Genomic DNA, 19,533 nt, shown 5'->3' with positions numbered 1-19,533 from the left:
CACGGCCGGTGCCGGGCGGAATCACCCGCCCGGCACCGGTTTCCGGCTCAGCAGTTCGTCGGGACCGGTTCGTTGCGGAAGCGGGATTCGACGTAGTTCCAGGCGTCGATGAAGCCCGCGGCGGCGGCCGTCATGTGCTCGGAGATCTCCACGGTGACCATGTTGACCGGGGCGCCCTTCGAGCAGAAGTGGGCGACCGACTCGGCGACCGGCTCCCACGGGGTGAGCGTGTCGTAGCGGCCCTGCCAGATGTAGGTCGGCGCGGTGGGGGCGCCGGTGAAGTGCACCAGGCTGTTCTCCCGCAGCACGCCACGGGCGACCTGGCTGGTCATCAGGTCCTTGGACGCCGCCATCTGCTCGGCGTTGCGCGCGAGGCCGTGGAACAGCAGGAAGCGGCGGCACGCGTCCTTGGTGAACTCACGGAACCACAGGCCGTCCTCGTTGAGCGAATCCGAGACCGGCACCTGCTCGGGGTACTCGCGCTCGATGCCCATCGCGGCGGCGAAGGCCAGGCCGAAACCGGGGTGCGGGGCGAAACCGAGCGCGTCGGCCATCAGTTCGAGATCGGCGGGGATGCCACCGGCCACCACGGCCGCGAGCTTCAGCTCCGGCGCGTAGGTCGGCTGCAGCGCACCCGCCCACGCGGTGGCCATGCCGCCACCGGAGTACCCGGCGAGCGCCACCGGCGAGTCGCTCACGCCCAGCTCGGCGACCTTCTGCACCGCCCGCACACTGTCGAGGGTGATCATGCCGCTGAGCTTGGCCGCGCCATAGGCGACCGTCGGCCCGAGGTAGTCCGGCACCGAGATCGCCCAGCCGCGCTGCAGGGGCAGCATGGCGCCGGGCGCGTCCTGCAGTTCGCCGTTGAACAGCGACTGCGAGGGGTTGCAGCGGGTGCCGATGGAGTTGATCAGCGCCTGGTAGGAGACCAGCGGCGGATTCTGCACGCCGATCGGCAGCAGCACGGTGGTGACACCCAGGATCGCGTTGCCCGCCGAGTTGGTCGAGCGGAACGCCACCTGCCAGCCCTCGGTACCGGGGTAGAGGAAGGTATCGATCCGGCGCTTGCGCACGACATCACCGGGCGCCAGGGCGCCGATGTCACTCGGCGCCGTGAAGAACGGATCCGGATCGGGCGTGGGGTACAACGGGTTCGCACTCGCGGGTGCGGCGAGCAAGCCGAGCGTCAGCAGGCTCACCACCAGAACAACGATTTTCGACACAGCTTTCCTTCATCAAGTAGTGCTGCCCAACTGATACTTACGACCCGACCCGCGTGAAGTATCCAACGAAAACCGGCCATCCGTACCAATCAGTAGTCAAAGTGTCGGGGGACACATCTTGTGAGCATTCACACCCGCGACCCGGCGTGCAGGTATTTCGTGGCAACGGCCGGGTGGACAGGAGGCGCGATGACCGTGCTGGCGCTCGACATCGGAGCGACCAAATTCGCTGTGGGAGTGGTGGATCCGGGCTTCCGGCTGCGCGATGTGCGCCGGGCCGCGGTCACCGCCGACGACCCATGGCCGGGGTGCCGTTCACTGCTGCTCGCTGTGGCGGGCGACAAACGGGTAACCGCGGTCGGGATCGGCTCGGCCGGGCCGATCGACGCGCCCGCGGGGGTCACCAAACCGTTGAACATCGCGGGCTGGCGCGCGGGCTTCGCGATCGTCGAGCACGTGCGAGCGCTGTTCCCGGACGCCGTGGTGCGCCTGGCCGGTGACGGTGCCTGCCTCGCGCTGGCCGAGCATCGGATCGGTGGGCTGCGCGGTGTCGGCAACGGGCTGGCGCTGACGGTGTCGTCCGGGGTCGGCGGCGGGGTCGTCGCCGACGGGCGCGTGCTGCTCGGGCGCACCGGGAACGCGGGACACTTCGGGCACATCGTCGTCCCCGGTGACGATTCGCCCTGTGCCTGTGGCGGATTCGGTTGTGTGGAGGCGGTGGCAGGCGGGATGTCGTCGGCGCGGTGGGCGCGTGCGCGGGGCTGGGACGGCGCGACCGGGATCGAGCTGGCCGAGTCGGCCCGGCTCGGTGACCCGATCGCGCTCGCCGCGCTGGACCGCGCGGGAACCGCACTGGGACAGGCGATCTCCTCGGCCGCCGCGCTGCTGGACGTGGAGCGGGTGGTGATCGGTGGTGGGTTCGCGCAATCGGGTGCGTCGCTGTGGGAGCCGCTGCGGGCCGCCGTCGACCGGTACGCGCGGCTCGATTTCGTTCGCGGGCTCACGGTGGAGTTGTCGACGCTGAGCGAGGGCGCGACGCTCGTCGGTGCCGGAGTGCTCGCGGTCGAGGCGGCTTCGGCCTGATCAGGGGCGCTGTGCGACCGATCGGTCCGATCCTCGGCGCCGTCGGCGAGTTGGCCGTGACCCGGGCGGGGCGCGCGTAGCCTCGATGACGTGGCTGCCGACTACGTGCCGGGCGATGTCGTCCATATTCCGGAGGGTCCGTTCCAAGGAGTGTGCGCCGTGGTGCGCGAGGTCGACTCGGCGGCGTCGCGACTACGGGTCGACGCGCTCGTCGCCGGTGGGCCACACGGGCTGAGCATCGGGTTCGACGAGGTGGAGTGGGCCTGAGCGTCGCCGCAATGCCAGAATGAGGCCATGACCTACACCCTCGTGCTGCTGCGCCACGGCGAGAGCGAATGGAATGCCCTCAATCTGTTCACCGGCTGGGTGGACGTCCACCTGACCGACAAGGGCATCGCCGAGGGCAAGCGCGCGGGCGAGCTGCTCAAAGAGCACGACATCCTGCCCGATCTCGTCTACACCTCGCTGCTGCGCCGGGCGATCAGCACCGCCAACAACGCGCTCGACGCCGCCGACCGGCACTGGATCCCGGTCATCCGCGACTGGCGCCTCAACGAGCGCCACTACGGCGATCTGCAGGGCAAGAACAAGGAGCAGGTCCGCGAGCAGTACGGCCAGGACCAGTTCATGCTGTGGCGGCGCAGCTACGACACCCCGCCGCCGCCGATCGCCGACGACAACGAGTACAGCCAGGAAGGCGACCCGCGCTACGCGGGCATCGAGGTCCCCAAGACCGAGTGCCTGAAGGACGTCGTCGCCCGGATGATCCCGTACTGGGAGAACACCATCTCCAAGGAACTGCTCACCGGCAAGACCGTCCTGGTCGCCGCGCACGGCAACTCCCTGCGCGCGCTGGTCAAGCACCTCGACGGCATCTCCGACGAGGACATCTCCGGCCTGAACATCCCCACCGGCATCCCGCTGCGCTACGAACTCGACGAGAACCTGCGCCCGGTCAAGCCGGCCGAATACCTCGACCCCGAGGCCGCCGCGGCCGGTGCCGCCGCCGTCGCCAATCAGGGCGGCAAGTAGTCGTTGCGCTCGAACGGCCCCGCACCTCAGCCGGTGCGGGGCCGTTTCGCGTTGTGCACGTGGGCAGATACGGCCATGTTCGGCTAAGTGGCGACGGTGATCACGATCTTCGCCCTGGCATGTTCGGACTCCATGTAGTCGATGGCCGCGGGGGTCTCGGCCAGTGGAAAGGTCCGGTCGATGGCCGGGCGGACGTCGCCTGACTCGATGAGTTCGCGGAGCTCTTTCAGGGACGCTGCACTCTGCTCGGCCAGCGGAACACGGATCGACGGTTTCACGAACGGCCGGGCCAGCTGGCCGCGCGCGAACAAACCGATCGGTCCGAAAAGGCTGCCGCCGTCGAAGTTGCCGCCACCGGACAGGACCAGGGTGCCGGTGGGTTCGGTCAGGCTGAGGAGCTCGCGCAGGCTCCGTGCGCCCGCCAGGTCGACAACGGTGTCGTAGCGGCCCGTCACGGTCTCGCGGGTGTAGTCGAACACGTGCCCTGCGCCGAGCGTGCGGGCCGCCTCGACATTGCGGGTACTGCACACCGCGGTGACCTCGGCACCTCTGGCCCGGGCGATCTGGACCGCGAACGTGCCGACCCCGCCGGAGGCACCGATGATCAGCACCCGCTCCCCGGCGTTGACATGACGCAGGCAGGTCAGTGCGGTGTTGGCGGCCAGTGGCACGGCCGCCGCTTCCGCGAAACTCAGATTCTCCGGCTTTCGGTCGAGGAGCGCGCGCGGCACCGCGAGGTACTCCGCGAACGCGCCGCTGATCGCCTCCCCGAACACCTCCTCGCCCACCGCGACATCGGTGACCTCGTCGCCCACCGCCTCGACCGTGCCCGCGAAGTCCCCGCCCTGCACCAGGTTCGCCGGCCCCTTGCGACGGAACACCGACCGATCCATCCACCGCGCGATCTTCGGATCGCCCCGCATCACATGCCAATCCCGCGCGTTCACCGACGCCGCATGTACCCGGACCAGCACTTCCCCGGCCCCCGCTTCCGGGCGCTCGACATCGGACACCGCCAACATCGCCGATGACCCATAGACCCGCTGCACGATCGCCTTCACCCCGACAACGCTAGGCGTCGTGACCACGCCCACACATCAGGGAATTCCCCGAATTCAGGTCACCGTCCGATCGCCCACGTCACCGCGGGATTCCGGCGGCGACGAGACGTTTTGTCGTGGCACGCTCCCGTCCAGCGGGAAAGTGCGGGTGCGGGGTCATTCGGGTGTTGTTCACTCGGTGCGAGGTGGGCCGCGCCGGATGGGTGGTCGACCGACGGCGGATGGAGTCCACAGTGGGTTTGAGTTCTGATCGGGTGGTCGTGGTCACCGGGGCCAGCCGGGGTGCGGGTAAGGGCATCGCGCTGGCGCTGGGTGAGACCGGGGCGAAGGTGTATGTCACGGGACGTACTCGGGCAGAGGGGGATTCGCCGCTGCCGGGCACCGTGTTCGCGACGGCCGAGGAGATCACCCGCCGAGGCGGTGTCGGTGTTCCCGTGGTGGTCGACCACAGCGACGACGCGCAGGTGCGGGCACTGTTCGAACAGGTACGCGAGGAGAACGGACGCCTCGACATCCTGGTCAACAACGCGCTCGCCGTACCGGACGCGCTCGTCCTGCGCGGCCCGTTCTGGGAGAAGCCGCTCTCGCTGCTCGACCTGTTCGACGTCGGCCTGCGATCGACCTACATCTCCAGCTACTACGCCGCACCGCTGCTCGCCGCGAACGGCACCGGGCTGGTGGTGAACACGTCGTCGTTCGGCGGCACCTGCTACATGCACGGCCCCGCCTACGGCGCGGGCAAGGCCGCGGTCGACAAGATGGCCCACGACATGGCCGTCGACTTCCGCCCCTTCGACGTCGCGGTCGTCTCGATCTGGATGGGCCTGCTCAAAACCGAACGCACCCTGGCCGCCTTCGCCGAGAATCCCGGCGCCTACGAAGGCTTGGCCGCAACCGCCGAATCCCCCGAATTCACCGGCCGCGTGATCGACGCCCTCGCCCGCGACCCCCAACGGATGCACCGCACCGGCCAGATCCTCATCGGCGCCGAACTCGCCGCCGAACTCGGCGTCCGCGACACCGAAGGCCAACAGCCTCCGTCACACCGCCCGTTCCTCGGCAATCCGCCGACGTTCAGCGACGCCGTCATCGAGTGATGTCGGACCGCGCCAGTTCGAGCCATCAGGTCCCCGTGCGGTCCCGGTGAACGGCTTCCGCGGGTCCCTCGCAGTCGAAGACGAGAAGTTCGAGAAGGTCCGCAACATCACAGCGAACCGGGGTGGGGTGATCGGTGAGGTCGGGTGGTGCGCGTGCTTGCGAGTTCTGCGCGGTGGAGCGCGGGTGACCCTTCTGTGCAGGCAGCCTTGGCGGGAAACTGCCCCGTGGCTCGCGGGTGAATGTCGCGAAACGAGTGTTGTATCGGGGGCATCCGGTCATGCGGTCGGTGCATGGGTGTGGTGCGGAGTAGGTGGCGAAACGCCGGATTGACACGCCCGGCGATGCGCCAAGTGCCTGCCGGGTGAACGGCAAGAGAACGCCATGCCAAGTGCCTGTGACCTGCGCGAAACTTCGTCGACCCGGCGCCGGTGGCCGGGTTCGCACTCGTACGATCAAAGCGTGAGTGTTCCGCAGGCCGTGCTGTTGGCAGTCCTCGCGGCTGTCGTCGGGCTGGCAGTCGGGGGCCTGCTGATCCCGTTCGTCAACGCCAGACACGCGGCCCGCACCCAGGAGGACACCGGGCTGACCATGTCGCAGGTGCTCGATCTGATCGTGCTCGCCTCCGAGAGCGGCATCGCCGTGGTCGACGAATACCGCGACGTGGTCCTGGTGAACCCGCGCGCCGAGGAACTCGGCCTGGTCCGCAACCGGCTGCTCGACGAACGCGCCTGGGCCGCGGTGGAGAAGGTGATCGCCACCGGCGAATCCGCCGAATACGACCTGTCGGCGAAGAATCCGCTGCCTGGTCGCGGCCGGATCGCCGTGCGCGGCGTCGCCCGCAGGCTCTCCCGCGAGGAGACGAGTTTCGTCGTGCTGTTCGCCGACGACGACTCCGAACAGGCCCGCATGGAAGCCACCCGGCGCGATTTCGTCGCCAACGTCAGCCACGAACTCAAGACGCCCGTCGGCGCGATGAGCCTGCTGGCCGAGGCCATGCTGGAATCGGCCGACGATCCCGAGGCCGTGCGCCACTTCGGTTCCCGCGTGCTCGCCGAATCGCGCCGTCTCGGCAAGATGGTCACCGAGCTGATCGCGCTCTCGCGCCTGCAGGGCGCCGAGAAGCTGCCGGATCTGGCTGTGGTCGACGTCGACACCGTGGTGCAGCAGGCCGTCGACCGCTCGCGCACCGCCGCCGAGGCCGCGGGCATCACCGTCAGCACCGACCGGCCCAGCGGGCTGGAAGTGCTCGGCGACGAGACCCTGCTGGTCACCGCGCTGTCGAACCTGGTGGAGAACGCCATCGCGTACTCGCCGCAGGGCTCACACGTGTCGGTGAGCCGGTCGCTGCGTGGCGATCACGTCGCGATGGCGGTCACCGACCGCGGTATCGGGATCGCCAAGGAAGACCAGGAGCGGGTGTTCGAGCGGTTCTTCCGCTCCGACAAGGCCCGCTCGCGGTCGACCGGCGGTACCGGACTCGGTCTGGCCATCGTCAAGCACGTGGCGGCCAACCACAATGGTGAGATCACCCTGTGGAGCAAGCTGGGCACCGGCTCGACGTTCACGCTGCGCATCCCGGCCCATCTGGAAACCGATGGGGACGAGGACGCGGAGCAGGCGCCGGAGCTCGCCACGAGAGAAACCATCGTCCAGCGCACCCCTGCTGGCCGAACGAACGGTGTGGAGGCACGCAGATGACGAGTGTGTTGATCGTCGAAGACGAGGAGTCGCTGGCTGATCCGCTGGCGTTCCTGTTGCGCAAGGAAGGCTTCGACGTCACCGTCGTCGGCGACGGACCATCGGCACTGGCCGAGTTCGACCGCTCCGGCGCCGACATCGTCCTGCTCGACCTCATGCTGCCCGGCATGAGCGGCACCGACGTCTGCAAGCAGCTGCGCACCCGCAGCGGCGTGCCGGTGATCATGGTGACCGCGCGCGACAGCGAGATCGACAAGGTCGTCGGGCTGGAACTGGGCGCCGACGACTACGTCACCAAGCCCTACTCGGCGCGCGAGCTGATCGCCCGCATCCGCGCGGTCCTGCGCCGCGGCGCGGGCGACGAGCTCGACTCCGGCAGTGAGAACGGCGTGCTCGAGGCGGGGCCGGTGCGGATGGACGTCGACCGGCACACGGTGCACGTCAACGGCGGCCAGGTCACCCTCCCGCTCAAGGAGTTCGACCTGCTCGAATACCTGCTGCGCAACTCCGGCCGGGTGCTGACCCGCGGCCAGCTGATCGACCGAGTCTGGGGCGCCGACTACGTGGGCGACACCAAGACCCTCGACGTGCACGTCAAGCGTCTGCGTTCGAAGATCGAGGCCGACCCGGCGAAACCGGAGCACCTGGTCACCGTCCGCGGCCTGGGCTACAAACTCGAAGCCTGATATCGACCGAGAACCCGGCACCACTTCGCGGTGATGCCGGGTTCTGTCGTCAACGCCCCCGCGCGAACTCGAGCCGACTCAGATGGCGCTCCACGCCGCGCCGATCGGGGTGTCGATCTTGCGCAGCGGGAACCAGCCGAACTCGTCTTCCTGCATGCAGTCGTAGATCTCCACGTCCGCGCCGTTGCCACGGCAGGCGATGGTGGTCGTGGTGCCCTTCGTGCTGACGATGATGTACTTGCCGTTCGCGGCCGCGTCGAGGGCCGCCGGATCGGTGTAGTCGACGAAGCTGGCGGTGAAATCGGCGTACTTCGCCGGATCGCCGTTGGGTTCGGCGTTGGCCAGGCCGGTCATGGTGAGGGTGGCGCCGAGCACGAGGGTCGCCACCGAGAGCGCTTTCTTGGACATGGTCCGCAATCCAACCCGATCCCGATGACGCCCGCATGGCCTGCAGATGAACCGATTTATCGCGAGGAATTCACGCGGACTGATCCGAAATGCGATCCTGCGCGCCGATCCGTTCGGCCTCCACGGTGGCCGGATGCACCGCGATCAGTCCGAGGCCCTCGCGGCGGCGGCACAGCCGCGACAGTTCCTCGTAGGCGGGCGCGCCGAGCAGTTCGCGCAGTTCCGGTCCGTAGGACTGCCAGACCGGTCGCGTGCCGACGTGCGCGTCGGGGGAGCCGGTGCAGTACCAGTCCAGATCGAGTCCGCCCGGACCCCAGCCGCGCCGGTCGTATTCGGTGACGACGGTGCGCAGGATCTGTTCCCCGTCAGGGCGTTCCACCCAGTCCTGGGTGCGCCGGATCGGCAGCTGCCAGCACACGTCCGGCTTCACCTCCAGCGGTTCGATGCCCTTGCGCACGGCCATGATGTGCAGCGCGCAGCCGGGGCCAGCGGCGAAGCCGGGGCGGTTGAGGAAGATGCAGGCGCCGTCGAAGCGGCGGGTGCGCAGGGCCGGTTCGTCCTCGAGCTCGTCGAGTTCGAGGTAACCCTTCTTGACCACTTTGCCCTTGTCGGTGGCCTCGCCCATCAGCTGCCAGTCCAGCGGTGTGAGCATCTTCACAGCACTCGCCAGGCGCTTGCGGTCGTCCTTGTCGGACAGGAAAGCGCCGTGCGAGCAGCAGCCGTCGTCGGGACGCTCGGCGATGATGCCCTGACAGGCGGGTGTACCGAACACACACGACCAGCGCGACAGCAGCCAGGTCATGTCGGCCACGATCTGGTGCTCGTCGTTTGCTGGGTCGGTGAACTCGATCCATTCGCGCGGGAAGTCGAGCTCGACCTCGGGGCTCGGATCGATCTTTCGCCCAGGTCGGAGCCCGGTCTCCGCGGTGCCAGATGCGCCTTCGGTCACAACTGCTGACGCTAACAGTTCAGTCGCCTGGCCTGTAGTACCGGATCACCAAGTACCGTATTCCTGTGCGGCTTGGTGTTCTCGATGTCGGAAGCAATACCGTTCACCTGCTCGTGGTGGACGCGCATCGTGGTGGACACCCGATGCCGATGAGTTCGTCGAAGTCGGCCTTACGGCTGTCGGAGAACATGGACGGCGACGGCCGGATCACCGAGGCGGGCGAGGCCAGGCTGATCGCCACGATCGACGAATTCGCCGATCTCGCGCGCACGTCCAAGTGTGTGGAACTGATGCCGTTCGCCACCTCCGCCCTGCGTGAGGCGACCAATTCCGAGGAAGTGCTCGCGCGCGTGCGCGCCACCACCGGGGTCGACCTGCAGGTGCTCTCCGGTGACGACGAGGCCCGGCTGACCTTCCTCGCGGTGCGCCGCTGGTTCGGCTGGAGCGCCGGGCGCATCATCAACCTCGACATCGGCGGCGGCTCGCTGGAGATGTCCAACGGCGGCGACGAGGAGCCCGATGTGGCGCTGTCGCTGCAGCTGGGCGCGGGCAGGCTCACCAGGGAATGGCTGCGCGACGATCCGCCGGGCAAGCGCAAGATCGCGGTCCTGCGCGACTGGCTCGACGCCGAACTGGTCGTGCCGACCAAGACCATGATCGAAGCGGGCAAACCCGATCTCGCCGTCGGCACCTCGAAGACCTTCCGCTCGCTGGCCAGGCTGACCGGTGCGGCACCCTCGGCCGCCGGTCCCCGGGTGCGACGTACACTGACCAGCTCCGGTCTGCGTCAGCTGATCGCGTTCATCTCCCGGATGACCGCCTCGGATCGCGCGGAACTGGAAGGCGTGAGTTCGGACCGGTCCCAGCAATTGGTGGCCGGGGCACTGGTCGCGGAGGCGAGTATGCGGGCGTTGTCGCTCGACAGCATCGAGATCTGCCCATGGGCGCTGCGGGAAGGACTCATCTTGCGCAAACTCGACACCGAGCCCAACGGAGGTCCGGTCATCGTGCCGCCGGTAGCGCCGGTGGCGAGAGCGGAGTCGGCGTGAGCGGTGAGGATTCGAAACAACTATCGGTAGCCGAGCTGCTGGCGCGCAATGCCGCCCAGGGCGCGGCCCCGCCGAGCGGCGGTGGCGGCGGTCGCCGTCGACGCAGCGGACGTGGCCTCTCGGTCACCGATCTGACCGGCGAGAACGCGACCGTCCGCTCGGGCCCGAGCTCGCACGCGGCGCCCACGCCGGAACCGGCGGCGGCGCCCGAACCCGCGCCGACCTACGCGCCGGAACCGGCGAGCTACGAACCGCCCGCGAGCTATCAGCCCGCGCCGTATCCGCCGCCGGGCCCGGCCGAGCCGGTGTTCTCCCCGGTCTCTGGCCCGATCACCCGCTTCGATCCGAACTCGCGATTCTCCGCGCCCGATCCGCTCGCGCCCGCGTCGTCCGATCCGTTCGGTCCGTACCGGGCCGAGGCGCGCGATTCCGGCACGCGCGCCAATGGTCGCGGTCCGGACCGGCTCGGGGCACCCGGTACCGGGGCGCAGCCGGTCGATCCCGGCATCGCCGAGCTGTTCGGTTCCGGTGCGATCCCGGCCGTGCCCGGTTCGGGTGGTGGGCGTCGTCGTAAGCCCGATCCCGAGGAAGAGCAGACCCCGTTCCCCGAACCGCCGCCCGCCACCGGTGGCCGGGCCGCGCGTCGGCGAGCCGCCGAGGCGGCCGAGGACGCGGCCGAACCGTGGTCACCGGCGCCGGGATACGGGCCGAACGGGTACGACGCGTTCGGGCCCGCGGATGCGCCGCAGGCGTTCAACGGGACGGGGACCGCCGACCCGCTGTCGAGCTTCAACGGCCGTGGCGTCGATCCGGGCCAGGGACGCAATGGAGCGCCAGGTCGCAATGGTGGTCCGGCCGCCGATCGCGCGACGGGGTTCAACGGCTTTCCCGGGGCCGAGCCCGCCGCGGGCTTCAACGGGTTTCCCGGTGCCGAGCCTGCTTCGGGTTTCAACGGGTTCCCTGGCACCGAGTCTTCGGGACTCAACGGCTTCGAGCCCGGCGGGGGACTCAACGGTTTTCCGGGCGGCGAGCCCGCCGCCGGCTTCAACGGCTATCCCGGTGCCGACCGGGCCCCGGGTTTCAACGGGTTCCCCGCACCTGCCTCTGACGCCACTCAGGCTTTCAACCGCGCCCCGGGCGCCGATGCCCCGGCGCCGGACGATCAGCGCCCCTCGCTGGAGCGCAGGCGATCGTCGGGCAAGTCCGGCGGGCTGCCCTCGTGGTCGGCGCGCAGGCATCGCCCCGAGTCGAAGGCGCCTGCTCCGGAGAGCGGTGGTTTCGCGACGGCCGCGTGGTCGCCGGTCAGCCAGGAACAGCCGCTGGTGGCCGGGCAGTCGGTGGCCGGTGATCTGCTCCGGCGACAGGCCGACCAGGGCGCCGACGCCCGCACCGAGGTCTACCGCGTAGGCGACAAGCGCGGCGGCGACCCCGACACCGACGACTACGCCGAGTCCGACTACGTCGATCGCGATTACGCCGACAACGACTACTCCGACGCGGACTACGCCGACGGCGAGTACGACGACACCGAATACGACGATTACGACGACGACTACGAGACCGAGCCGAAGCCGACCCGGGCGAGCAGGCGCGCCGCGACCAAGGCCGCCGCGTCCAAGGTGGCCCGCCGAGCCAAGTCGCGGGCCGCCCGCGGCATGGCGGGCGGCATGGCGCTCTCACGGCTCAAGCGCGGCGGCGACACCGACGAGTCTCCTCGCCGGGAGTCGGGCAGCCGGTCGCTCGGTCGTGTGTCCCGCTTGACAGGCGGCGGCTCCGCCGAATCCGACAACCGCCGCCAGTGGCTGATCCTGGCCGGGCAGAGCGCGGGTGCCGCGGTCGCCGGAATGTTGCTGTTCAAGGGTTTCGAGACCCTGTGGGAGACGATGCACTGGGTGGCGCTGGCCCTGGCGATGGTCGTGATCCTCGGCCTGGTCGCGCTGGTCCGGGTGCTGCGCCGCACCGACGACATCTTCAGCACTGTGATCGCCGTCGTCGTGGGCGTCTTCGTGACGCTGGGACCGCTAGCCTTTCTCCTCAGTACCAGCTGAATGCAGGGAGTGGGCTGTGGGGAACGTTCGGGCTGACATCGGGATCGGTCTGTCGACGGCGTCGGTGTATCCGGAGAACACCCAGGCGGCGTTTCGCTACGCGGCCGAATTGGGTTATGACGGTGTGGAATTGATGGTGTGGGCTGAACCGGCCAGCCAGGACATCGCGACGGTGCAGTCCTATGCCAAGCGCTACGGGGTGCCGGTGCTGGCCGTGCACGCGCCGTGTCTGCTGATCTCCCAACGGGTTTGGGGCGCCGATCCGGTGGCCAAGCTGGAACGCAGCGTGCGCACCGCCGAGGCGCTGGGCGCCGACACCGTGGTGGTGCATCCGCCGTTCCGCTGGCAACGCCGCTACGCCAAGGGTTTCGCCGAGCAGGTCGGCGAGCTCGAGGCGCATCATCCGGTGAAGGTCGCGGTGGAGAACATGTTCCCGATGCGCGCCGACACGCTGTTCCGCGAGGGCGCGGTGCGCAGGCTGGAGCGCCGTTCCGGACCGGGTCCGGCGGTGAGCGCGTTCAGTCCCTCCTACGACCCGACCGACATCGGCTTCGACCACTACACCCTCGACCTCTCCCACACCGCGACCGCGGGCACCGACGCGCTCGAGCTGGCCCGGCGGATGGGGGAGGGACTGGTGCACCTGCACCTGGCCGACGGCCGCGGCGCCGCCCACGACGAGCACCTGGTCCCCGGCGAGGGCACTCAGCCCTGCGCGCAGCTGTGCGAGCACCTGGTGCACACCGGTTTCACCGGGCACGCGGTGGCCGAGATCAACACCCAGACCGCGCGCACCACCACCGAGCGAGCCGCCCAGCTGGCCCGCACGCTCGACTTCGCCCGGCTGCATCTGACCGGCGCCACCCCCGATCCCGAGCCCTCGCACGCCGATCTGACCTGACCGCGATCCCCGGGCGCGGAATAGTCGGTGCGGCAGGGTGCTTGTACGCTGTACGAACTGCCGGGAAACTCGACCAGGAGTGACGATGACGCGAGAACTCGCGACCCACGCGCCGTTCAGTCAGGTCTGCGACCTGACCGAGCTCACCACCACCGATGCCGAGACCGGCCGCTACGTCGGCGTCATCGACGCCGCCTGGACCATCGGCCCCAAGGTGCACGGCGGCACCATGGTCGCCGCCAGCGCCGCCGCGGCCACCCGCTGGCTCACCGAGGCCGACGAGTCGCTCGCCCAGATGGCGCCCATCGCGGCCAGCTCCGACTTCCTCGGCGCCCCCGAGCCCGGCGAGGTCGAATACGCGGTGCACATCCGCAAGAAGGGCCGCCAGATCTGCCTGGCCGACGCCGAGCTGATCCAGGGCGGACGCACCCTCGTGCGCACCGCCTTCACCTTCGGTCACCTCGACGCCACGGCCACCCGCTGGAGCGACACCGAGACCGACATGCCCGCCGAACCCGACGCCACCGCGCTCGAGTACACCCCGGACACCCCGATGGGCAAGATCGTGCATGTCGGCCAGGTGGCTCGGGTCTACCTCGACGCGAACTGGGCCGACTTCGCCCGCGGCGAGACCGGCCCGCCCCGGGCGCGCCTGTGGATCCGCCCGCTCGACGGCGACGAGGCCGATCCGCGCGTGCGCGCCGCCTTCGCCATGATGGCCGCCGACATGAGCCCGCCGGTGCCGATCAACCTCGGCCACTTCGGCTGGTCGCCGACCGTGCAGATGACCACGTACCTGCGCCGCGTGCCCGCCCCCGGCTGGCTGCGCGTCATCGCGACCGCCCGTGAGGTCGGCGAGCGCATGTTCGACGAGGATCAGCTGGTCATCGACTCCACCGGTGCCGTCGTCGCGCAGAGCCGCCAGCTGGCGCTGATCCCGGCGGCACGCTGAGCTTCCCGGCACCACTAATCTTGTCCCCATGACGAGAATTGCGGTGGTCGGTGGCGGTCGGATCGGTGAGGCGCTGGTCGCCGGATTGCTGGAATCCGGCCGGGCGACGAAGGATCTGGTCGTCGTCGAGCCGTCGGCGCCGCGGGCCGCCCAGCTCGCCGAGCGCTTCAAGGTGCGGGTGAGCGGATCGGTCGCCGAGGCGGTTGTCGGCGCCGACGTCGTCGTCCTCGCGGTCAAGCCCGGCGTGGTCGACGCGGTGCTCACCGATCTGTCCAAGGCCGATCTGGACAGCGGCAGCGACCAGGTGCTGGTCTCGCTGGCGGCCGGCGTCACCACCGCCTGGCTCGAGTCCAAACTGCCCGCCGGATTCGCCGTGGTACGGGTCATGCCCAACACCCCGATGCTGGTCGGACAGGGGATGAGCGCGATCGCGCCCGGTCGCTACGCCGATGCCGAGCAGCTCGAGCAGGTCGGCGAGATGCTCGAAGCCGTGGGTAAGGTGGTGACGGTGGCCGAATCGCAGATGGACGCGGTCACCGCGGTGTCGGGTTCGGGACCGGCGTATTTCTTCCTCGTCGTCGAGGCGATGATCGATGCCGGTGTCGGCCTGGGGCTGACGCGCGATGTGGCCAGCGAACTGGTCGTGCAGACCATGATCGGTTCGGCCGCGCTGCTGGACGAATCCGGGCAGAGCGCGGTCGATCTGCGGGCCGCGGTCACCTCGCCCGGTGGGACGACGGCGGCGGCCCTGCGTGAGCTCGAGCGCGGCGCGCTGCGCTCGACGTTCATCGAGGCGTTGCAGGCCGCCAAGCATCGTTCCGCCGAACATGGCGCGTCGAACGAATGACGATCGGGTACCCGGGATGAAAACCGATTTCTCACACCCGTCGCAGTAATCCCACTGGTCCCGCTAAGCTCGTAGAAGCACGTGCGTGTCTGTTCCGCCGGTGGGGAAGCCGGTGGCGCGGACGTGCCGGAGGTCAATGGTGCCATGATGTCTGCGAACAGAATGTCTGCAAGTAATCCATCGGCGTCGGGCGGTGGTTCGGGATCACCCGGACCGCGGGCCACGCAGGGACAACCCGTGATCGGCGGTGGCACACATTTTCTCACCGTCGCCGAAGTCGCCGATCTCATGCGGGTGTCGAAGATGACGGTGTATCGGCTCGTGCACTCGGGTGAACTGCCCGCGGTGCGAGTCGGCCGCTCGTTCCGGGTGCACGCGAAGGCGGTGCACGACTACCTGGAGACGTCGTACTTCGACGCCGGATGAGCCGGCCGGGCCGCCACAAGGGCGGTTTCGTCGCTGCTCCGGTGTCCCGGTAGCATGAACTCTCGGTTCGTGTCCGCCTGCCGGTGGCACCGCTTTGTGGTGTCCGGTGCGCCCCGGCGGCGCGGACACCAGACGACGCACGCGAACCGCGTGTGGATGCCGAGTAGAGAGAACGCGAGGAAACCCTATGGGTTCTGTGATCAAGAAGCGCCGCAAGCGTATGTCGAAGAAGAAGCACCGCAAGCTGCTTCGCCGCACACGTGTTCAGCGGCGCAAACTCGGCAAGTAAGCCTGCGTGCCCTACGAGAGCCCGCCACCTTCGAGGTGGCGGGCTCTCGTTTTGAAAAGATCAGGTTTGTGAATCTCACCATGCGATGACGGGTCGTCATCGTTAAAAGCTTGTTGATCGTGGCGGCGGGTGGCGTGAATGCGGCTACTCTGGTACGCGAAACATGAGAAGCAGGGGGCTTTGAGTGGGGTCAGGTTCAAGTTCGGACACGCGAGAACGACACTCGCCGAAGGTAGTGCTGGTCACCGGTGCCAGCCGGTTCTTCGGCGGTAATGTCGCGGCTCGGCTCGCCGCCGAGCCCGGCGTCGAACGCGTCATCGCGGTCGACACCATGACCCCGAGCCGCGAGCTGCGGCGGCGGATGGGCAGCGCCGAGTTCGTGCGGGCCGACATCAGGAATCCGCTGATCCGCAAGGTCGTCGAGGGCAACGACGTCGACACCGTGGTGCACGCGGCCGTGCTCACCCGGCCACCGGCGGGCGGCGGGCGCGCGGTGATGAAGGACCTCAACGTCCTCGGCGCGATGCAATTGCTCGCGGTCTGTCAGAAGGCGCCGTCGGTGCGGCGCGTGGTCGTGCGGTCCTCCTCGGCGGTCTACGGCTGCAGCGCCAAGGATCCGGCGAAATTCACCGAGGAAATGGGTGCGCGCACCCCACCGGCCGGTTGGTTCGCGCGCGACATGATCGATATCGAGGCGCTGGTGCGCGGAATGGCGCGGCGCAGGCCCGATATTTCGGCGTCGATTCTGCGTTTCGCGCCGATCGTCGGTCCGCGAATGGCCGATCGCGGTGTGCAATATCTGCGGTCGCCGATCACCCCCACGGTGCTCGGGCGCGAGGCCCGGCTGCAATTGCTGCACGAGGAGGACGCGGTCGCGGTGCTCGTGCACGCGGCTCTTCGTGCCGGCGGTGGCACGGTCAATGTCGCCGGTGACGGCGCGCTGGCCATGTCGCAGGCCATCCGGCGGGCCGGGCGCATCGCCGCGCCCGTGCCGCTGTTCGTCTTCCGGTCGGTCGGGCGCACGCTGATGGGCCCGGTCATGCGCGGTTTCAGTGGCGAACAACCCGACTACTTCTACTTCGGCTGCGGGCTCGACACCACCCGCATGCGCACCGAACTCGGCTTCACCCCGCGCTGGACCACGGTCCAGGCATTCGACGACTTCATCGCGGGCGCAGCGTTGCGGCCCGTCTTCGATCCGGCTTGGATCGACGCCGCGGAAAACAAACTGCTCGGCCTCATCGGGGCCAATTCAGGAGCGCGTACATGAACGAGGGAGCGAAAGTCATTCGTCTCGACGTGAACGTCGAGACCCGACAACGACCACCGGCCCGGCGCTGGCCGGATCAGCCGATGCAGCCCACCCCGGTCACCTCGCTGAGTGACCACCGGCCCGGTATGCCGGCCGCACCCCCCAAGACGCTCACCGACATCCTGCGCGACGCCGTCGGCGACCAGATCGAACGCACCGCGGAGTTCGCGCGCCGCCGCCTGACCGGTGACTACCAGGTCGACGAGTTCGGCTACGACAAGCATCTGCTCGAATCGGTCATCCTGCCCGCGCTGCGCCCGCTGTCGGACTACTGGTTCCGCGTCGAGGTCGCCGGGATCGAGAACATCCCCACCACCGGTGGCGCGCTCATCGTCGCCAACCACGCGGGCACCATCCCGATCGACGGGCTGATGCTGCAGCTGGCCATCCACGACAACCACCCGGCCCAGCGGGCGCTGCGACTACTGGCCGCCGACCTCATCTTCGAGCTGCCGATGCTCGGCGCGCTGGCCCGCAAGGCCGGGCACACACTGGCCTGCCATCCCGACGCCGAGCGGCTGCTGCGCTCCGGTCAGATCGCCGGGGTGTTCCCCGAGGGTTTCAAGGGCGTCGGCAAGAACTACGCCGACCGCTACAAGCTGCAGCGCTTCGGTCGCGGTGGGTTCGTCTCCGCGGCCGTGCGCACCGGCGTGCCGATCATCCCGTGCTCGATCGTCGGCTCGGAGGAGATCTACCCGAAGCTGGCCGACATCAAGCCGCTGGCCCGCCTGCTCGGCCTGCCGTACTTCCCGGTCACCCCGCTGTTCCCGCACCTGGGCCCGCTCGGCGCCATCCCGCTGCCCTCGAAGTGGTACATCGAGTTCGGCGAGCCGATCGTCACCACGGCCTTCGAGCCGGAAGAGGCCGACGACCCGATGACGATGTTCGAGGTCACCGACCAGGTCCGCGAAACCATCCAGCAGACCCTCTACAAGCTCCTGGCCAAGCGCCGCAATCCCGTACTCGGCTGAGCGCTGGGGGCCCGCGGACCGCCGCGTCGGGTCGTGCGGGCTCGGAGCCGCGGTAGGTGGCCGTCAGTGCTCGCGGTGGCGGGCGACGGCGGCGGCGACCGCACCGCCGGCCGCGCCCAAGGCGAGCGCCGTCGGGACGCCGATCTTGGCGGCCTTGCGGCCGGTGCGGAAGTCGCGGATCTCCCAGCCTCGGTTCTTGGCGACCTCGCGCAGATCCGAATCGGGGTTGATCGCGACCGCGGTGCCGACCAGTGACAGCATCGGCACGTCGTTGTGGCTGTCGGAGTAGGCGGTGCAGCGCTTGAGATTGAGACCCTCGCGGATGGCGAGAGTGCGGACCGCGTGCGCCTTGCCCAGACCGTGCAGGATGTCGCCCACCAGGCGGCCGGTGAACTTCCCGTCGACGCTCTCGGCGACCGTGCCCAGCGCGCCGGTCAGCCCGAGCCGCTTGGCGATCACATTGGCCAGCTCCACCGGGGTCGCGGTCACCAGCCAGACCTGCTGGCCCGCGTCCAGGTGCATCTGGGCGAGCGCGCGGGTGCCGGGCCAGATCTTGTCGGCGATGATCTCGTCGTAGATCTCCTCGCCGAGCGCGGCCAGTTCGGCGGTGGGGCGGCCCGCGATGAAGCTGAGCGCCTTCTCCCGGCCCGAGGCCATGTCGGAGGAGTTCTCCTTGCCGGTGACCCGGAACTTCACCTGCTTCCAGGCGACATCGACCAGGTCGGAGGTCTTGAAGTACTTGCGCGCGGCCAGACCGCGGGCGAAGTGCACGATCGAGGCACCCTGCACCAGCGTGTTGTCGACGTCGAAGAACGCCGCGGCGGTGAGATCACGCGGGACCTCCGCGCCCGCGTCGGCGCCCTGCTCGGCCAACTCGGCATCGTGGAGGGTGAGCGCGGCGTCGGCACTGGCCTCACCGGCCAGATTGGCGCGCAGCTCCTCCTCGCTCGGCCCGAACGGGCTGCGAGGCAGCCGTGCGAACTGCTCCTGCAATTCCTGACCGAGGCGGCTGGGTTGCCACCGTGCAGGGAACTCACCGAATCGCCCTGCGACGAATCCGGCCCTAGTCACCTTCGAACGTTCCGGCACCAGTACCCTCCGCTAGTCGCGCGAACCATGTCCACAGTAACCGGATTCACCGACAACCCGCGGCGGGCTCGAGGATTAAATAATGGTCATGACGAATCCCACACCCACAGTCACCCTGCTGACCCGCGCCGGTTGCGGAATGTGCACCACCGCACTGGCGCAATTGCAGACGATCTGTGGTGATTTCGGTCTCCCGGTCGCCACGGTGGACGTCGATGCCGCCGCGGCCACCGATTCCAGCCTGCGCGCCGAGTACGGCGATCGGCTGCCGGTGGTCCTGTTGAACGGCCGCGAACACAGCTATTTCGACGTCGACGAGCCACGTTTGCGAGCAGACCTGAGCCGTTTCGCTGGTCGCGACGGAAAATGAGGCCAATTTCACCGACTTTGTGAACGCCTGCACAAGCGGTT

21 protein-coding genes are annotated in these 19,533 nt (G+C 69.0%); 16 read left to right on the top strand and 5 right to left on the bottom strand.

The genetic code is table 11. The annotated features are described in order from the left end of the window. Positions 1-47: 47 nt before the first annotated feature. Positions 48-1,223, bottom strand: coding sequence for a lipase family protein (locus ACFVVM_RS14930; protein WP_387617717.1), 1,176 nt, complete (start codon positions 1,221-1,223; stop codon positions 48-50). Positions 1,224-1,412: 189 nt separating this feature from the next. Here ACFVVM_RS14930 and ACFVVM_RS14925 point away from each other — a divergent pair, with 189 nt between their 5' ends. The 3 genes from ACFVVM_RS14925 (at position 1,413) to ACFVVM_RS14915 (ending at position 3,338) form a co-directional block, all read left to right on the top strand. Then, positions 1,413-2,306 carry an ROK family protein gene (locus tag ACFVVM_RS14925; RefSeq protein ID WP_387617715.1) on the top strand — a complete coding sequence of 298 codons (894 nt, stop codon included), beginning with the start codon at positions 1,413-1,415 and terminating at the stop codon, positions 2,304-2,306. 90 nt (positions 2,307-2,396) lie between these two features. Continuing rightward, positions 2,397-2,573 (top strand): hypothetical protein, encoded by a 177-nt coding sequence (locus ACFVVM_RS14920; RefSeq protein WP_387617713.1) that lies wholly within the window; start codon positions 2,397-2,399, stop codon positions 2,571-2,573. Positions 2,574-2,600: 27 nt separating this feature from the next. Continuing rightward, positions 2,601-3,338, top strand: coding sequence for a phosphoglyceromutase (locus ACFVVM_RS14915; protein ID WP_387617711.1), 738 nt, complete (start codon positions 2,601-2,603; stop codon positions 3,336-3,338). A gap of 83 nt (positions 3,339-3,421) precedes the next feature. On the opposite strand, the gene ACFVVM_RS14910 is transcribed toward ACFVVM_RS14915, so the two are convergent. Then, on the bottom strand, positions 3,422-4,426 hold the full coding sequence (locus ACFVVM_RS14910; RefSeq protein ID WP_387617709.1) for an NAD(P)-dependent alcohol dehydrogenase: 1,005 nt from the start codon (positions 4,424-4,426) through the stop codon (positions 3,422-3,424). 194 nt (positions 4,427-4,620) lie between these two features. Between ACFVVM_RS14910 and ACFVVM_RS14905 the strand changes: the two genes are divergently transcribed. From ACFVVM_RS14905 to ACFVVM_RS14895, 3 genes are all read left to right on the top strand, one after another. Next, a complete protein-coding gene (locus ACFVVM_RS14905) occupies positions 4,621-5,496 on the top strand; it encodes an SDR family NAD(P)-dependent oxidoreductase (RefSeq protein ID WP_387617707.1) in 876 nt (291 codons plus the stop codon). Positions 5,497-5,956: 460 nt separating this feature from the next. Further along, positions 5,957-7,195, top strand: coding sequence for a sensor histidine kinase (locus ACFVVM_RS14900; RefSeq protein ID WP_387617705.1), 1,239 nt, complete (start codon positions 5,957-5,959; stop codon positions 7,193-7,195). Next, a complete protein-coding gene (locus tag ACFVVM_RS14895; RefSeq protein WP_019049472.1) occupies positions 7,192-7,881 on the top strand; it encodes a response regulator transcription factor in 690 nt (229 codons plus the stop codon). Before ACFVVM_RS14900 ends, ACFVVM_RS14895 begins: the two co-directional genes overlap by 4 nt. Before the next feature lie 78 nt (positions 7,882-7,959). On the opposite strand, the gene ACFVVM_RS14890 is transcribed toward ACFVVM_RS14895, so the two are convergent. Both ACFVVM_RS14890 and ACFVVM_RS14885 read right to left on the bottom strand, forming a co-directional pair. After that, positions 7,960-8,289: a hypothetical protein gene (locus tag ACFVVM_RS14890; RefSeq protein WP_387617703.1), complete on the bottom strand. Its 330-nt coding sequence runs from the start codon at positions 8,287-8,289 to the stop codon at positions 7,960-7,962. Between the two features lie 70 nt (positions 8,290-8,359). Next, complete coding sequence (locus tag ACFVVM_RS14885) at positions 8,360-9,238, bottom strand: hypothetical protein (RefSeq protein ID WP_387617701.1); 879 nt, start codon at positions 9,236-9,238, stop codon at positions 8,360-8,362. Between the two features lie 65 nt (positions 9,239-9,303). Between ACFVVM_RS14885 and ACFVVM_RS14880 the strand changes: the two genes are divergently transcribed. The 9 genes from ACFVVM_RS14880 to ACFVVM_RS14840 all read left to right on the top strand — a co-directional run bounded on the left by ACFVVM_RS14880 (position 9,304) and on the right by ACFVVM_RS14840 (position 18,033). After that, on the top strand, positions 9,304-10,287 hold the full coding sequence (locus ACFVVM_RS14880) for a hypothetical protein (protein ID WP_387617699.1): 984 nt from the start codon (positions 9,304-9,306) through the stop codon (positions 10,285-10,287). Further along, entirely contained in the window at positions 10,284-12,335 is a 2,052-nt protein-coding gene (locus ACFVVM_RS14875) for a hypothetical protein (protein ID WP_387617697.1), read from the top strand. Before ACFVVM_RS14880 ends, ACFVVM_RS14875 begins: the two co-directional genes overlap by 4 nt. A 16-nt stretch (positions 12,336-12,351) precedes the next feature. Further along, positions 12,352-13,236 carry a sugar phosphate isomerase/epimerase family protein gene (locus ACFVVM_RS14870; protein WP_387617695.1) on the top strand — a complete coding sequence of 295 codons (885 nt, stop codon included), beginning with the start codon at positions 12,352-12,354 and terminating at the stop codon, positions 13,234-13,236. Between the two features lie 85 nt (positions 13,237-13,321). Continuing rightward, positions 13,322-14,188: a thioesterase family protein gene (locus tag ACFVVM_RS14865; protein WP_387617693.1), complete on the top strand. Its 867-nt coding sequence runs from the start codon at positions 13,322-13,324 to the stop codon at positions 14,186-14,188. A 28-nt stretch (positions 14,189-14,216) separates the two neighbouring features. Then, entirely contained in the window at positions 14,217-15,035 is an 819-nt protein-coding gene (proC, locus tag ACFVVM_RS14860; RefSeq protein WP_387617691.1) for a pyrroline-5-carboxylate reductase, read from the top strand. A gap of 162 nt (positions 15,036-15,197) precedes the next feature. Next, the gene (locus tag ACFVVM_RS14855) at positions 15,198-15,461 is read left to right on the top strand and encodes a helix-turn-helix domain-containing protein (protein WP_387617689.1); all 264 of its coding nucleotides are present in this window, start codon (positions 15,198-15,200) and stop codon (positions 15,459-15,461) included. A 187-nt stretch (positions 15,462-15,648) separates the two neighbouring features. Then, positions 15,649-15,750 (top strand): 30S ribosomal protein bS22, encoded by a 102-nt coding sequence (locus ACFVVM_RS14850; protein WP_003402602.1) that lies wholly within the window; start codon positions 15,649-15,651, stop codon positions 15,748-15,750. 235 nt (positions 15,751-15,985) lie between these two features. Beyond that, a complete protein-coding gene (locus tag ACFVVM_RS14845) occupies positions 15,986-17,020 on the top strand; it encodes an NAD-dependent epimerase/dehydratase family protein (RefSeq protein WP_387617687.1) in 1,035 nt (344 codons plus the stop codon). Continuing rightward, positions 17,017-18,033: a lysophospholipid acyltransferase family protein gene (locus ACFVVM_RS14840; protein WP_387617685.1), complete on the top strand. Its 1,017-nt coding sequence runs from the start codon at positions 17,017-17,019 to the stop codon at positions 18,031-18,033. Before ACFVVM_RS14845 ends, ACFVVM_RS14840 begins: the two co-directional genes overlap by 4 nt. Before the next feature lie 63 nt (positions 18,034-18,096). Here ACFVVM_RS14840 and ACFVVM_RS14835 read toward each other — a convergent pair whose 3' ends face one another. Further along, positions 18,097-19,122: an HAD family hydrolase gene (locus tag ACFVVM_RS14835; RefSeq protein WP_387617683.1), complete on the bottom strand. Its 1,026-nt coding sequence runs from the start codon at positions 19,120-19,122 to the stop codon at positions 18,097-18,099. Between the two features lie 88 nt (positions 19,123-19,210). Between ACFVVM_RS14835 and ACFVVM_RS14830 the strand changes: the two genes are divergently transcribed. After that, positions 19,211-19,492, top strand: a complete 282-nt coding sequence (locus ACFVVM_RS14830) for a glutaredoxin family protein (RefSeq protein ID WP_387617678.1) — start codon at positions 19,211-19,213, stop codon at positions 19,490-19,492. Positions 19,493-19,533: the final 41 nt, after the last annotated feature.

Origin of the sequence: Nocardia sp. NPDC058176, from assembly GCF_042883805.1 — a bacterium.
In the GTDB taxonomy this organism is placed as follows: domain Bacteria; phylum Actinomycetota; class Actinomycetes; order Mycobacteriales; family Mycobacteriaceae; genus Nocardia.
The sequence above is the reverse complement of the archived record's forward strand: the minus strand, read 5'-3'. Positions and strand labels throughout refer to the sequence as shown.

Coding starts and splice junctions, on each gene's coding strand:
- ACFVVM_RS14925 (WP_387617715.1), top strand. CDS start 1,413: ATGACCGTGCTGGCGCTCGACATCGGAGCGACCAAATTCGCTGTGGGA.
- ACFVVM_RS14915 (WP_387617711.1), top strand. CDS start 2,601: ATGACCTACACCCTCGTGCTGCTGCGCCACGGCGAGAGCGAATGGAAT.
- ACFVVM_RS14905 (WP_387617707.1), top strand. CDS start 4,621: ATGGAGTCCACAGTGGGTTTGAGTTCTGATCGGGTGGTCGTGGTCACC.
- ACFVVM_RS14895 (WP_019049472.1), top strand. CDS start 7,192: ATGACGAGTGTGTTGATCGTCGAAGACGAGGAGTCGCTGGCTGATCCG.
- ACFVVM_RS14890 (WP_387617703.1), bottom strand. CDS start 8,289: ATGTCCAAGAAAGCGCTCTCGGTGGCGACCCTCGTGCTCGGCGCCACC.
- ACFVVM_RS14865 (WP_387617693.1), top strand. CDS start 13,322: ATGACGCGAGAACTCGCGACCCACGCGCCGTTCAGTCAGGTCTGCGAC.
- proC (WP_387617691.1), top strand. CDS start 14,217: ATGACGAGAATTGCGGTGGTCGGTGGCGGTCGGATCGGTGAGGCGCTG.
- ACFVVM_RS14855 (WP_387617689.1), top strand. CDS start 15,198: ATGTCTGCAAGTAATCCATCGGCGTCGGGCGGTGGTTCGGGATCACCC.
- ACFVVM_RS14850 (WP_003402602.1), top strand. CDS start 15,649: ATGGGTTCTGTGATCAAGAAGCGCCGCAAGCGTATGTCGAAGAAGAAG.
- ACFVVM_RS14840 (WP_387617685.1), top strand. CDS start 17,017: ATGAACGAGGGAGCGAAAGTCATTCGTCTCGACGTGAACGTCGAGACC.
- ACFVVM_RS14830 (WP_387617678.1), top strand. CDS start 19,211: ATGACGAATCCCACACCCACAGTCACCCTGCTGACCCGCGCCGGTTGC.